The sequence below is a fragment of the Trabulsiella odontotermitis genome, assembly GCF_001297775.1.
Taxonomy (GTDB): domain Bacteria; phylum Pseudomonadota; class Gammaproteobacteria; order Enterobacterales; family Enterobacteriaceae; genus Trabulsiella; species Trabulsiella odontotermitis.
On the sequence record NZ_LIFX01000007.1, the window covers coordinates 177,774 to 190,493 of the forward strand.

General features: G+C 56.2%; 12 protein-coding genes. 7 read left to right on the forward strand and 5 right to left on the reverse strand.

The features are described 5' to 3' along the window. Window positions 1–174: 174 nt before the first annotated feature. Window positions 175–327 (forward strand): Hok/Gef family protein, encoded by a 153-nt coding sequence (locus AOY23_RS21780; protein WP_072170987.1) that lies wholly within the window; start codon window positions 175–177, stop codon window positions 325–327. A 116-nt stretch (window positions 328–443) separates the two neighbouring features. Continuing rightward, window positions 444–1,115 (forward strand): tetratricopeptide repeat protein, encoded by a 672-nt coding sequence (locus AOY23_RS11395; RefSeq protein WP_054179745.1) that lies wholly within the window; start codon window positions 444–446, stop codon window positions 1,113–1,115. Between the two features lie 54 nt (window positions 1,116–1,169). Here the strand turns inward: AOY23_RS11395 and gltP are convergent, their stop codons facing one another. Beyond that, the gene (gene gltP, locus AOY23_RS11400) at window positions 1,170–2,483 is read right to left on the reverse strand and encodes a glutamate/aspartate:proton symporter GltP (RefSeq protein WP_054179746.1); all 1,314 of its coding nucleotides are present in this window, start codon (window positions 2,481–2,483) and stop codon (window positions 1,170–1,172) included. 416 nt (window positions 2,484–2,899) lie between these two features. Here gltP and acs point away from each other — a divergent pair, with 416 nt between their 5' ends. The 3 genes from acs (at window position 2,900) to actP (ending at window position 6,894) form a co-directional block, all read left to right on the forward strand. Then, the gene (acs, locus tag AOY23_RS11405; RefSeq protein WP_054179747.1) at window positions 2,900–4,858 is read left to right on the forward strand and encodes an acetate--CoA ligase; all 1,959 of its coding nucleotides are present in this window, start codon (window positions 2,900–2,902) and stop codon (window positions 4,856–4,858) included. A 75-nt stretch (window positions 4,859–4,933) separates the two neighbouring features. Beyond that, the gene (locus AOY23_RS11410; protein WP_054179748.1) at window positions 4,934–5,248 is read left to right on the forward strand and encodes a DUF485 domain-containing protein; all 315 of its coding nucleotides are present in this window, start codon (window positions 4,934–4,936) and stop codon (window positions 5,246–5,248) included. Beyond that, the gene (gene actP, locus AOY23_RS11415) at window positions 5,245–6,894 is read left to right on the forward strand and encodes a cation/acetate symporter ActP (protein ID WP_054179749.1); all 1,650 of its coding nucleotides are present in this window, start codon (window positions 5,245–5,247) and stop codon (window positions 6,892–6,894) included. Before AOY23_RS11410 ends, actP begins: the two co-directional genes overlap by 4 nt. Window positions 6,895–6,926: 32 nt before the next feature. Here actP and AOY23_RS11420 read toward each other — a convergent pair whose 3' ends face one another. Together AOY23_RS11420 and AOY23_RS11425 are read right to left on the reverse strand one after the other, a co-directional pair. Then, the gene (locus tag AOY23_RS11420; RefSeq protein ID WP_054179750.1) at window positions 6,927–7,616 is read right to left on the reverse strand and encodes an LrgB family protein; all 690 of its coding nucleotides are present in this window, start codon (window positions 7,614–7,616) and stop codon (window positions 6,927–6,929) included. Further along, window positions 7,609–8,019, reverse strand: a complete 411-nt coding sequence (locus AOY23_RS11425; protein ID WP_054179751.1) for a CidA/LrgA family protein — start codon at window positions 8,017–8,019, stop codon at window positions 7,609–7,611. Before AOY23_RS11425 ends, AOY23_RS11420 begins: the two co-directional genes overlap by 8 nt. 101 nt (window positions 8,020–8,120) lie before the next feature. Here AOY23_RS11425 and AOY23_RS11430 point away from each other — a divergent pair, with 101 nt between their 5' ends. Continuing rightward, the gene (locus AOY23_RS11430; protein WP_054179752.1) at window positions 8,121–9,008 is read left to right on the forward strand and encodes a LysR family transcriptional regulator; all 888 of its coding nucleotides are present in this window, start codon (window positions 8,121–8,123) and stop codon (window positions 9,006–9,008) included. 42 nt (window positions 9,009–9,050) lie between these two features. Here AOY23_RS11430 and AOY23_RS11435 read toward each other — a convergent pair whose 3' ends face one another. Together AOY23_RS11435 and AOY23_RS11440 are read right to left on the reverse strand one after the other, a co-directional pair. Next, the gene (locus AOY23_RS11435) at window positions 9,051–10,697 is read right to left on the reverse strand and encodes a Na+/H+ antiporter (protein ID WP_054179753.1); all 1,647 of its coding nucleotides are present in this window, start codon (window positions 10,695–10,697) and stop codon (window positions 9,051–9,053) included. Window positions 10,698–10,853: 156 nt separating this feature from the next. After that, window positions 10,854–12,203 carry an NCS2 family permease gene (locus AOY23_RS11440; protein WP_054179754.1) on the reverse strand — a complete coding sequence of 450 codons (1,350 nt, stop codon included), beginning with the start codon at window positions 12,201–12,203 and terminating at the stop codon, window positions 10,854–10,856. Between the two features lie 83 nt (window positions 12,204–12,286). Here AOY23_RS11440 and AOY23_RS11445 point away from each other — a divergent pair, with 83 nt between their 5' ends. Further along, window positions 12,287–12,619, forward strand: coding sequence for a hypothetical protein (locus tag AOY23_RS11445; RefSeq protein ID WP_054179755.1), 333 nt, complete (start codon window positions 12,287–12,289; stop codon window positions 12,617–12,619). The last annotated feature ends 101 nt before the right edge of the window (window positions 12,620–12,720 follow it).

Sequence of the window (12,720 nt, forward strand, 5' to 3'; positions counted from 1 at the left end):
AAAATCAGCGGTATTATTCAGGTCGGGTGCTTAAGGCTTTCTGTCTTAAGCATTAGTGAGGGACAGAAAGCAGTAAGCCCCGGGAAGATGTTTCCATCCACCCGAGGCTATCCCTCATACCCACGCAAGGATGAGGGTAGCCTCTTACTTCACGCATTGCAAGGAGTAAAAGGCATGACGCCATTTAAATACCTGTTAGGCATTTTGTTAATAATCTGTCTGACAATCCTGATTTTCTCCTTAATTAATCGCGGTTCTCTTTGCGAATTAACGATAAGGAACGGACATCAGGAGGTGGCGGCAAAATTAGCCTGTCATAAAGGTTAGTCCACAGGCGGGGAAACCCGCCTGGCTTGCGGAGGGTCAGAGGTCTTAATGCACCCGTTTTATTTTTCCTGCCAGCCAATTATACTGCGGACTCTGTACTCTGAAGATAACTAAAAATGAAATACCTCTATTTATTACTTTTCTTGTTTGTATTCTCATTACATGCAAACGACATTGGCAGCCAGTTTCAGCAGCAGGCGCAGGCGGGTGATCCGCACGCACAGTACCTTCTCGCCGACACGTACTACAGTTCCGGCGATGAGCAGAAGGCGCACTACTGGGCTGAAAAGGCGGCGGAAAACGGTAATGCCGATGCCATTGCGTTGCTGGCGCAAATGTCGTTGAAAAAGAATATCGCGGCGGCGAAAACGCTGGCTGAACAGGCAAGCGTTGCTGGCAGTAAAATCGGCGATATCATCCTCGCCCGCGTTCTGGTTAACAGCGAGGCGGGCACGCCAGACTATCCGCGGGCGGTTAAGCTCCTGGAGAATGCCGCGCAGAATATCGAAAGCGATGCCGCTGTCGATGCGCAAATGTTGCTGGGTCTCATTTATGCCAACGGCGGTCCGATGCCCGAGGACGACGTCAAAGCCGCCTGGTACTTCAAACGTAGCTCTACCCTGTCGCGTACCGGCTATGCCGAATACTGGGCGGGGATGATGTTCCTGCAGGGGGAAAAAGGATTTATCACGCCGAACAAACAGAAAGCGCTTCAGTGGCTCAACCTGAGCTGTATGGAGGGGTTTGATACCGGTTGTGAGGAGTTTGATCGGCTGAGCTACGAATAACCGCCTCAGTCGTTGACAGGCCGGGTGCGCATTCGCGTCACCCGGCAGACCGTGTTAAGGATTTGCGGTTTTATCAAATTTGCCCAGCACCTCGCGCTCGTAAGCCAGTGCTTTTTTGCGGTCAAATTTGTGCTCCCATTTGGCAATAACCAGTACCGCCAGCGCGTTACCGACCACGTTCAGCGCCGTACGCGCCATGTCGAGAATACGGTCAACCCCGGCGATAAACGCCAGACCTTCCAGCGGGATCCCAACGCTGCCCAGCGTCGCCAGCAGCACCACAAAGGAAACGCCCGGAACACCGGCAATCCCTTTCGACGTCACCATCAGCGTCAGCACCAGAATGATCTCCTGACCCAACGACAGATCGATACCGTACAACTGCGCAATAAAGATAGCCGCGATGCTCTGGTAAAGCGTGGAGCCATCAAGGTTAAAGGAGTAGCCGGTCGGCACCACAAAGCTGGTAATCGACGCGGGCGCGCCGTAGGCTTCCATTTTCTCGATAATGCGCGGCAGCACGCTCTCGGAACTGGCGGTAGAGTAAGCCAGAATCAGCTCTTCTTTCAGGATGCGGATCAGCGTCCAGATACTCAGGCCGCAAATGCGCGCCACCAGCCCCAGCACAACCAGCGCGAAGAACAGGATCGCGACGTAAACCAGCACCACCAGTTTGGCGAGCGGCCACAGCGAGGCGAAACCGAAGTTCGCCACCGTCACCGAAATCAGCGCGAACACCCCAACCGGCGCGTAACGCATCACCATGTGCGTCACTTTGAACATCGTTTCAGAGATCGCGCGGAACACCGTCACCAGCGGTTCACGGTGTGACGACGGCAGTGACGACAGTCCCAGACCAAACAGCACCGAGAAGAAGATCACCGGCAGCATGTCGCCCTTCGCCATTGAGGCGAAAATGTTGGTCGGCACCAGCGACAGCAGCGTACCCATCAGGCCATGCGCGTGGCTCTGCACGTCCGCCGTCGTACTCTGGTATTTCGAAATATCCACGGTCGCCAGTTGCGACATATCAATGCCCGCGCCAGGCTGGAAAACGTTCGCCAGCGTAATGCCAAGTACGATGGCAACGGTTGTGATCACTTCGAAATAGAGAATGGTTTTCGCGCCAATACGCCCGAGTTGCTTCGCATCACCCACGCCCGCAATCCCGACCACCAGCGTCGAAATCACGATCGGTACCACAATCATTTTGATCAGATGGATGAAGATATCACCGGCCGGAGATAACAGGTTCGTGATCAGCCACTCGCGGCTGTCACTTTGGTAATGCAGATAGCTGCCCAGCAGAATGCCCAGCACCAGCGCCAGCAAAATTTGCCAGGCCAGGCTGACTTTTGTTGTTTTCATGACTACAGACTTCCTCAATGAGAGATGTCATTCCTTTAATGAATGACACCTGCTGAAAGGGGTATGAATTGTGTTGCGTTTGTTAGTGGGGTTTTTTAACGCGCGATATCAGTATCATTTGCATGGCATGCTGCGCAACCCTTTCAGAATGGGGCTTTTGTCTGCTGAAGTGCATAAACGTGCGAGTTTATTTCATTTAGATTGCATAAGTTTTTGTTATAAAAAACTTTTTAAATTCACCATTTCTATAAATTCATATCCGCAATTATTTCCTGTCTAAGATTCATTTGATGCATTTTCATACAATTCACTGATTGCGTGATCCGTCGCGCAAATAATAAACAAAAGTGATAGATCCTCCTTCAATTAACGTTTATTTGACATATTATTAACATCTTACAAGGAGAAAAAAAGCCATGAGCCAAATACATAAACACGCGATTCCCGCCAGCATTGCGGACAACTGCCTGATTAACCCGGAACAGTACAAGGAGAAGTATGCGCAGTCTGTGACTGACCCGGATGCCTTCTGGCGTGAGCAGGGAAAAATCATTGACTGGATCACGCCGTATCAGAAGGTCAAGAACACCTCTTTTGCGCCAGGTAACGTCTCGATCAAATGGTACGAAGACGGCACGCTGAACCTGGCGGCAAACTGCCTCGACCGCCACCTGGCCAGACGCGGCGATCAGACAGCCATCATCTGGGAAGGTGATGATGCCACGCAGAGCAAACATATTACCTATCGCGAACTGCATCGCGATGTCTGCCGTTTTGCCAACGTCCTGCTGGATCTGGGCGTCAAAAAAGGCGACGTGGTTGCTATTTATATGCCGATGGTGCCTGAAGCCGCGGTGGCGATGCTGGCCTGCGCGCGTATTGGCGCCATCCACTCGGTGATCTTTGGCGGCTTCTCACCGGAAGCGGTCGCCGGGCGTATCGTCGATTCTAACTCCCGTCTGGTGATCACTGCCGACGAAGGCGTTCGCGCCGGACGCGGTATCCCGCTGAAGAAAAACGTCGACGACGCGCTGAAAAACCCGAACGTAAAAAGCGTTGAACACGTTGTGGTGCTGAAACGCACCGGGGGAAACATCGACTGGGAAGCAGGCCGTGACCTGTGGTGGAGCGACCTTATCGACAAGGCGAGCGAGGAAAACACGCCAGTTGAGCTGAACGCCGAAGATCCGCTGTTTATCCTCTATACCTCAGGCTCCACCGGGAAACCAAAAGGCGTGCTGCACACCACCGGCGGTTATCTGGTGTATGCCGCGACCACCTTTCAGTACGTGTTTGATTACCACCCGGGCGAAATCTACTGGTGTACCGCGGACGTGGGCTGGGTGACGGGGCACAGCTATCTGCTGTACGGACCGCTGGCCTGCGGCGCCACCACGCTGATGTTTGAAGGGGTGCCAAACTGGCCGACCCCGGCGCGCATGTGTCAGGTGGTGGACAAACATAAGGTCAACATTCTCTATACCGCGCCGACGGCGATCCGTGCGCTGATGGCGGAAGGAGATAAAGCCATTGAAGGGACTGACCGTTCCTCCCTGCGCATTCTCGGTTCTGTGGGCGAGCCGATTAACCCGGAAGCCTGGGAGTGGTACTGGAAGAAAATCGGCAATGAGAAGTGCCCGGTGATGGATACCTGGTGGCAGACCGAAACGGGCGGTTTCATGATCACCCCGCTGCCTGGCGCTATTGAACTGAAAGCCGGTTCCGCCACGCGTCCCTTCTTCGGCGTAAAACCGGTACTGGTCGATAACGAAGGCCATCCGCTGGAAGGCGCGACCGAGGGGAATCTGGCGATCGCCGACTCCTGGCCTGGTCAGGCGCGTACGCTGTTTGGCGATCATGATCGCTTCGAGCAGACCTATTTCTCGACCTTCAAAAATATGTATTTCAGCGGTGACGGCGCGCGCCGCGATGAAGATGGTTACTACTGGATCACCGGCCGAGTCGATGACGTGCTGAACGTTTCCGGTCACCGTCTGGGTACGGCAGAAATTGAATCCGCGCTGGTGTCACACCCGAAAATTGCGGAAGCGGCCGTTGTCGGGATCCCGCACAACATCAAAGGCCAGGCCATTTACGCCTATGTAACGCTTAACCATGGAGAAGAACCGACGCCAGAACTGTACGCCGAAGTGCGTAACTGGGTGCGTAAAGAGATTGGGCCGCTGGCGACGCCGGACGTGCTCCACTGGACTGACTCCTTGCCGAAAACGCGTTCCGGCAAAATCATGCGCCGTATTCTGCGCAAAATCGCGGCTGGCGATACCAGCAATCTCGGTGATACCTCGACCCTGGCCGATCCGGGCGTAGTCGAAAAACTGCTCGAAGAGAAGCAGGCCATCACTATGCCTTCCTGATGCCCCACCTGACCCTCTCCCTGCAAGGGAGAGGGGAATAAAGCAAAAGCCCTATCTACCTCTGGAGACTCTGTGATGAATAACGATATTTGTCAGCAGATAGAGAGCAGTGCGCATTACAGGGAGTTGGTTGAAAAACGGCAACGGTTTGCCTTCGTGCTTTCCATCATCATGCTGATTATTTACGTCAGTTTTATTTTGCTGATTGCCTTCGCGCCTGGCTGGCTGGGCACCCCGCTTCACGCCGGAACCAGCGTAACGCGCGGTATTCCTATCGGGATTGGCGTCATCGTGATTTCCTTCGTACTGACCGGTGTTTATGTCTGGCGGGCGAACGGGGAGTTTGACCGTCTGAATAAAGCTGTAATGCACGAGGTGAAAGTATCATGAAGAAAGTCCTGACGGCGCTTGCCGCCACGCTTCCTTTGGCAGCAAATGCCGCCGACGCCATTACCGGCGCGGTTCAACGCCAGCCCACCAACTGGCAGGCCATCGTCATGTTTTTGATCTTCGTGGCGCTGACGCTGTACATCACGTACTGGGCCTCCAAACGTGTGCGCTCTCGCCGCGATTATTACACCGCGGGCGGCAATATCACCGGTTTCCAGAACGGTCTGGCGATTGCCGGCGACTTCATGTCAGCCGCCTCGTTCCTCGGGATCTCCGCGCTGGTTTACACCTCCGGGTATGACGGGCTTATCTATTCGCTCGGCTTCCTGGTCGGCTGGCCCATCATTCTGTTCCTGATCGCCGAACGCCTGCGTAACCTCGGCCGTTATACCTTTGCGGACGTGGCCTCCTATCGCCTGAAACAAGGCCCGATCCGCACCCTCTCCGCCTGCGGTTCGCTGGTTGTTGTCGCCCTGTATCTGATTGCTCAGATGGTCGGCGCGGGCAAACTTATCGAGCTGTTGTTTGGCCTCAACTACCACGTCGCCGTGGTGCTGGTCGGCGTGCTGATGGTGATGTACGTCCTGTTCGGCGGCATGCTCGCCACCACCTGGGTGCAAATCATCAAAGCGGTACTGCTGTTGTTTGGCGCCAGCTTTATGGCCTTCATGGTGATGAAACACGTCGGCTTCAGCTTCAACAACCTGTTCAGTGAAGCGATGGCAGTTCACCCGAAAGGCGCGGCCATTATGAGCCCCGGCGGACTGGTGAAAGATCCCATCTCCGCGCTGTCGCTCGGACTGGGTCTGATGTTTGGTACTGCGGGTCTGCCGCATATCCTGATGCGTTTCTTTACCGTCAGCGATGCCCGCGAAGCGCGCAAGAGCGTCTTCTACGCCACTGGTTTTATGGGTTATTTCTACATTCTGACCTTTATCATCGGTTTCGGCGCCATCATGCTGGTTGGGGCTAACCCGGCGTTTAAAGATGCGGCGGGCGCGTTGATTGGCGGCAACAACATGGCGGCCGTTCATCTGGCTGATGCGGTCGGCGGGAACCTGTTCCTTGGCTTTATCTCTGCGGTGGCGTTCGCCACCATCCTGGCGGTGGTCGCCGGGTTAACACTGGCGGGCGCATCGGCGGTCTCCCATGACCTGTACGCCAACGTGATCCGCAAAGGCGCGACCGAACGTCAGGAACTGAAGGTCTCCAAAATCACCGTTCTGGTGCTGGGCATTGTGGCTATCCTGCTGGGGATTTTGTTTGAGAATCAGAACATCGCCTTCATGGTCGGCCTGGCGTTTTCCATCGCCGCCAGCTGTAACTTCCCGATCATTCTGCTCTCCATGTACTGGTCGAAGCTGACCACCCGTGGCGCAATGATTGGCGGCTGGCTGGGTCTGTTGACCGCCGTGGTGCTGATGATCCTCGGCCCGACGATTTGGGTGCAGATCCTCGGCCACGAGAAAGCCATTTTCCCGTATGAGTATCCGGCGCTGTTCTCAATAGCGATTGCCTTTATCGGCATCTGGTTCTTCTCTGCGACTGATAACTCCGCCGAGGGCGCCCGTGAACGCGAGCAGTTCCGTGCGCAGTTTATTCGTTCGCAGACCGGGCTGGGTATCGAGCAGGGTCACGCGCACTAAGTATGGTTCCCCGGCCTGCTGGCCGGGGAATGTCAGAATAACAACCAGCCCACCAGCGGTGCTGTCAGCACCATCGCCACGCCGGAAAGCATCATCACCAGGCTCGCCACCACCCCTTCCTGCTGCCCCAGTTCATACGACCGCGCCGTTCCCGCACCGTGCGATGCCGCACCGAAACCGGCCCCTTTCGCCATGCCTTCACGAATGGAAAGCCGCAGAAACAGGATGTCGCCGATAGCCATTCCAAACACGCCCGTTACCACCACAAACAGCGCCACCAGATCCGGCTGACCGCCCAGCGGTTTCGCTGCGGCCAGCGCAAACGGCGTGGTGACCGAGCGCACCGCGAGACTGCGTTGGATAGTCTCCGGTAAGGTAAACAACCGCGCCAGCCAGACGGAGCTGGTTACAGCCACCAGTGTGGCGGTAATGACCCCGGCAGAGAGGGACATCCAGTGGCGTTTGATGATCGCCAGATTATCGTAAACCGGCACCGCGAACGCGATGGTCGCCGGGCCGAGCAGCCACAGCAGCCAGTGGGTTTCCCCCAGATAGTTCTGGTAAGAGATATGCCCAAACACCAGCAACAACACCAGCAGAACAGGCGTGAAGACCAGCGGCATCAGCGGCAGTTTCCGAAAGCGGCGGTACAGTCGTTTGTTGGCGAAATAGAGCCCGAGCGTTATCACCAGGCACAGGACGCTGAGCTGAAAATTAGTCATGATTCAGCCTGCGCATCTCAAAACGATAAACCCTGTCGACCACCCAGGCCGTAGTGCCGAGCACCAGTATCGTGCTGAGGGCGATGACCAAAAAAATCCGCCAGCCGTCCACCATCAGCAATTGCGCGTAATTGACGACGGCCACCACGGCGGGCACGAAGAAGAGCAGCATTTCGGCCAGCAACCAGCGCGCGCCTGCCCTGACCCATTTTAGCGGGATGATGCGGCAGACAATCAGCGCCAGCAGCATCACCATGCCGACGAGATTGGCGGGAAGCGGCAGATCCAGCCAGCTCACCACATACTCGGCCACAACGAACAATCCTGCATACAGTAAAACCTGAACCGGAACCTGAATATGATGAAGCACGCGCGGCGTCACGCGCGCTAAGGCCATAGCCATGAAGGAAATTCCTGCGAAAAAGAAAGGGCAGAGTATAGAGAGCACGCGACAATGACTGAAATGAATTAAAATCATCGTTAGCATAGTCTGAAGGAATAATCATGGACATCCGAACGCTGCGTTATTTCGTTGAAGTCGTTCGCCAGCAAAGTTTTACCCGTGCGGCAGAAAAGCTGTTCGTCACGCAGCCCACCATCAGCAAAATGTTGAAAAACCTTGAAGATGAACTGGAATGTACGCTGTTGATCCGCGACGGTCGCAAGCTGCTGTTAACCGATACCGGCCGGGTGGTGTTCGAGCGCGGGCTGGCCATTCTCGGCGAATTCCGCCAGCTGGAAGCGGAACTCAGCGATATCAATCACCTGAATAAAGGCGTGCTGCGTCTCGGCATTCCGCCGATGGTCGGCATGCTGATGGCCGGGCCGATCGGCCTCTTCCGCCAGCGCTATCCGGGCGTTGAGCTAAAAATCTCCGAATTTGGCGGACTGACCGTGCAGCAGGCCGTGATGAACGGCGAGCTGGATGTCGCCATGACGGCATTGCCGATCGAAGACGAAAACGGCATGGCAACGCTGCCGCTGTTCAGCCACCCGCTGTGCGTGCTGGCGCCGCGCTCCGGTGACTGGGTCAACATCGACCGTGTCACGCCGGAACAGCTCGCTCAGCAGCCACTGCTCATCTACAACGAAGATTTCGCCCTCAGCCGTCAGTTGATGCAGCTGTTTACCCGCCACAACGTGAAACCGCGCATTGCGGTGCGCAGCGGGCAATGGGATTTCCTCGCCGCCATGGTGCAGGCGGGTGTTGGTGTGGCGATTTTACCCGAACCGATTTGCCAGCGACTGGATAAGCAAACGCTGCGCTGGATCCCGCTGGAAAGCGATCTGCGCTGGCAACTGGGGATGATCTGGCGGGAAGGCGTCTATCTGTCGCACAGCGCCCGGGCCTGGCTGGAGTGTTGCGAGGGGTTTTGGGTGAAAACCGAATAATGCCGGGCAGCGACATCGCCTGACCCGGCAATCAATCAACGGCTACCGATCTTCTACCAGCAGCGCTTCCAGCAGATCGAGATCGTGCAGCAGTTTTTGCAGCGTCTCGTTGCTGATCTGCCGTGTGGCGCGCAGATGGTACAGCTCGCCGCGTTCGGAGCGGAGCGCCGCCAGACGGAACCGGCGTTCAAGTTGCTCTTCCTGCCGCGACGTTTCAACATCGTTACGTCCGTCCGCACGGCGTCGCAGGTTACCGATGACGCGCGAACTGACCTCGGTCAGTAGCTGATTATCAATATTCTCATCGGCGTCCGCCGCCAGGCGCTCTTCCATCTTCTGAATTGAGACAATCGCCACTTCGGCGGTCGCCGCTCGCGCCAGCCGCTCTTCTTCGCGCTGCCGGGTGTGGTCGCCGGATTCAATGTGCTGCAGCAGAATGGGCAACATGACGACGCCGACAAACAGCGAAAAGAGGATCACCCCGGCGGCGAGGAATACCAGCTCATAGCGCGCCGGGAAGACTTCGCCACTCGGCAACAGCAGCGGAATAGAGAGCACACCGGCCAGCGTAATCGCCCCGCGCACGCCCGCAAACGAAGCAATCAGCAGCTCACGGGTAGTCCATGACCCGAACTCCATCGGCTTTTTCTTCAGGAATCGCTGGCTGAAACGCTGCATCGTCCACAGCCAGCCAAACCGCACCAGCATCAGCGCGACGTAAATCAGGATGATATCGGTGAATAGCATCCACAGTTCAACGTTCGGATCGGCTTCCGCCGCCACCAGCGAGGACTCAAGAATGCCGGGGAATTGCAGCCCCAACAGCAGGAACACCATGCCGTTAAAGACAAATTCCAGCATCGCCCAGGTGCTGTTGGCGCGCAGACGCATTGCCAGCGGCGCGGTACGCATGACGCCGGAACGGGTGATGGTCATCCCCGCGGCCACCGCCGCCAGAATGCCGGAGACGCCGATATGTTCCGCAATCAGGTAGGAAGCGAACGGCAACAGGAACAGCAGCACGATCTGTGTTGCCGGTTCATCACCGCCCCAGCGGCTGAGAAAACGCAGCGAACGGCCATACAGCCAGCTGACGATAAACCCGGCGAGGATGCCGCCAATCGCCACTTTGAGGAATTCTACCGTCGCGCCGCCGATGGTAAATACCATCGTCCCCATCGCCACGGCGACAGCGAATTTCAGTGACACCAGGCCCGATGCGTCGTTCATTAACGCTTCGCCCTGCAGAATGCCCATGATTTTCTTGGGAATACGCCCCTCGCCGACGATCCCTGAGAGCGCCACCGCATCGGTCGGCGACAGCACCGCCGCCAGCGCAAACGCAGGGACCAGCGGAATGCCAGGCACCATCCAGTAGATAAGGAAGCCAATCCCCACCACCGTCACTAATACCAGCGCCAGCGCCAGCCCTAAGATCTCGCGCCCGTGCTCAAGAAATTCGCGGGTGGGTGTTTTCCAGCCATCGGCAAACAGCAGCGGCGGAATGAACAGCACCAGAAACAGTTCTGGATCGAATTCGACGTGGAGGCCGAACGTCGGCCATGCCAGCAGTGCGCCAATGGCGATTTGCATCAGCGGCAGCGGTACCTGAAAGGGCAGAACGCGAGTCACTACCCCCGACAGCGAGACCACGAGGGTCATAATGAGTATGGTAAAGAAAATTTCCATGCTATCCCTGTGTGCGATGTTTTCTTATAAGCGGTACTTCAGACAGACAGTCCATGTCTGATAATAAAACATGATAATCAACGCAAGGGAAACAGGATGTGCCCGAAAAGCAGAAAGGGTGGCCTGAGCCACCCTTCATCCTGACGGTATGACGAATTAAATCGCCCAGCCGCCCGCGTAGAAGATCACCAGTGCGAGGGCAATCACCACAGTGCCGATGTTCAGTTTACGCCATTCACCGGACACGATGCGGCCAATCACCAGCGTCGCGAAACCGATCATGATCCCGGTAACGATGTTACAGGTGAGCACGATAAACACGGCGGTGATAAGCCCAGCCATCGCATCAACGAAATCATTGAAATCGATTCTCGCCACGTTGCTCAGCATCAACAGACCGACGTACATCAGCGCAGGCGCTGTCGCGTAAGCCGGAACCAGATAAGAGAGCGGAGAGAGGAACAGGATCAGCAGGAACAGCACGCCGACGGTGATCGCTGTCAGACCGGTTTTACCGCCCGCTGCCGTACCGGCTGCGGATTCGATATACACCGCCGCAGGTGCTGCGCCGACAAACGCGGAGAGCACGCTGCTCAGGGAGTCCGTGGTCAGCGCTTTACCGCCGTTGATGATCTGACCGTCTTTATCCAGCAGATTCGCCTGACCAGCCACCGCGCGGATGGTGCCCGTCGCGTCAAACACCGCCGTCATCACCAGCGCCAGAACGCTCGGCAACACCACCGGACTCAGCGCGCCCATGATATCCAGGCTGCCAATCAGCGATTTACCGTTCTCATCGCTCAGCGACGGCATCGCAAAGAAGCCGGAGAAATGAACGTTCGGATCGAAAATCAGACCCACGATGGAAACACCGATGATGGTCAGCAGAATGCCGCCCGGCACTTTCATTTTTTCGAGGCCGATAATCACTGCCAGGCCAATCAGCGACATGATCACCGGAAAGCTGGCGAAATGGCCGAGAGAGACCGGCAGACCGTCCAGCGGGTTTTTGATCACCAGGCCCACACCGTTCGCCGCGATCAACAGCAGGAACAGGCCGATACCGATACCGGTGCCGTGCGCGACTCCCTGCGGCAGATTGCGCAGGATCCAGCTACGAATACCAGTCGCAGAAATCACGGTGAACAGCACGCCCATCAGGAACACCGCGCCGAGCGCCACCGGAATGCTGATCTGCTGGCCCAGCACCAGGCTGAACGCGGTAAAGGCCGTCAGTGAAATGGCGCAACCAATGGCCAGCGGCAGATTCGCCCACAGCCCCATCACCAGCGAACCAACGCCAGCGACCAGGCAGGTAGCGACAAACACGGCAGCAGGCGGGAAACCGGCTTTGCCAAGCATGCCTGGCACCACAATCACCGAATACACCATCGCCAGAAAGGTCGTCAGACCGGCGACGATTTCCTGACGCACGGTACTGCCGCGAGCAGAAATTTTAAACCAGGCGTCAAGTGAGCCGCCGGTACGCGCAGAAGGCGTAGACATAGAAAACATCCCCTAAGAGTTTTTATCTTATCGTTCGTCTGTCGGCGTGGTGGAACATCCACTGCCAGTTAAACGTCCTGTCCATGTGCAGCCTCACGGCAAGGGGCGCCGGGAAAACGCAAACGTTTAACTCCGCGCTGACAAAACGGCTAGTTAAAAAAAGGCAAACGATTATCTGGCTTTTAGCAGGCCATTTTCAACAGAAGTTTGCGCCGTTTCGCCAAAAATCATCGTCGCTGCTGAAGAAACCGCCAGAAGATGCGCAAACGTTATCGTCGATGCGCAATCTGGCAACATGTTTCACATGCCTGTTAGATAATTTGTTCAAATTAACTCTGGAAACTGCGAGTGAATGGCGGAAAAATTTCGGCGAAAAAGTCGCCAGTTTTGATGGCGAAGAGACCGCCATGGCATAGACTTAAAGTGTCAGCACAAACCGGAACCTCCAACCCCTGATGAGACGATGAGGGGTGCTGATGTCGGGGGAAACCCTCCCGTGACTCAACGGGATAGAGCG

Bases quoted from the DNA above. Each gene is read 5' to 3' on its own strand.
- AOY23_RS21780 (WP_072170987.1), top strand. From the start codon at position 175: ATGACGCCATTTAAATACCTGTTAGGCATTTTGTTAATAATCTGTCTG.
- AOY23_RS11395 (WP_054179745.1), top strand. From the start codon at position 444: ATGAAATACCTCTATTTATTACTTTTCTTGTTTGTATTCTCATTACAT.
- gltP (WP_054179746.1), bottom strand. From the start codon at position 2,483: ATGAAAACAACAAAAGTCAGCCTGGCCTGGCAAATTTTGCTGGCGCTG.
- acs (WP_054179747.1), top strand. From the start codon at position 2,900: ATGAGCCAAATACATAAACACGCGATTCCCGCCAGCATTGCGGACAAC.
- AOY23_RS11410 (WP_054179748.1), top strand. From the start codon at position 4,934: ATGAATAACGATATTTGTCAGCAGATAGAGAGCAGTGCGCATTACAGG.
- actP (WP_054179749.1), top strand. From the start codon at position 5,245: ATGAAGAAAGTCCTGACGGCGCTTGCCGCCACGCTTCCTTTGGCAGCA.
- AOY23_RS11420 (WP_054179750.1), bottom strand. From the start codon at position 7,616: ATGACTAATTTTCAGCTCAGCGTCCTGTGCCTGGTGATAACGCTCGGG.
- AOY23_RS11425 (WP_054179751.1), bottom strand. From the start codon at position 8,019: ATGGCTATGGCCTTAGCGCGCGTGACGCCGCGCGTGCTTCATCATATT.
- AOY23_RS11430 (WP_054179752.1), top strand. From the start codon at position 8,121: ATGGACATCCGAACGCTGCGTTATTTCGTTGAAGTCGTTCGCCAGCAA.
- AOY23_RS11435 (WP_054179753.1), bottom strand. From the start codon at position 10,697: ATGGAAATTTTCTTTACCATACTCATTATGACCCTCGTGGTCTCGCTG.
- AOY23_RS11440 (WP_054179754.1), bottom strand. From the start codon at position 12,203: ATGTCTACGCCTTCTGCGCGTACCGGCGGCTCACTTGACGCCTGGTTT.
- AOY23_RS11445 (WP_054179755.1), top strand. From the start codon at position 12,287: ATGTGCAGCCTCACGGCAAGGGGCGCCGGGAAAACGCAAACGTTTAAC.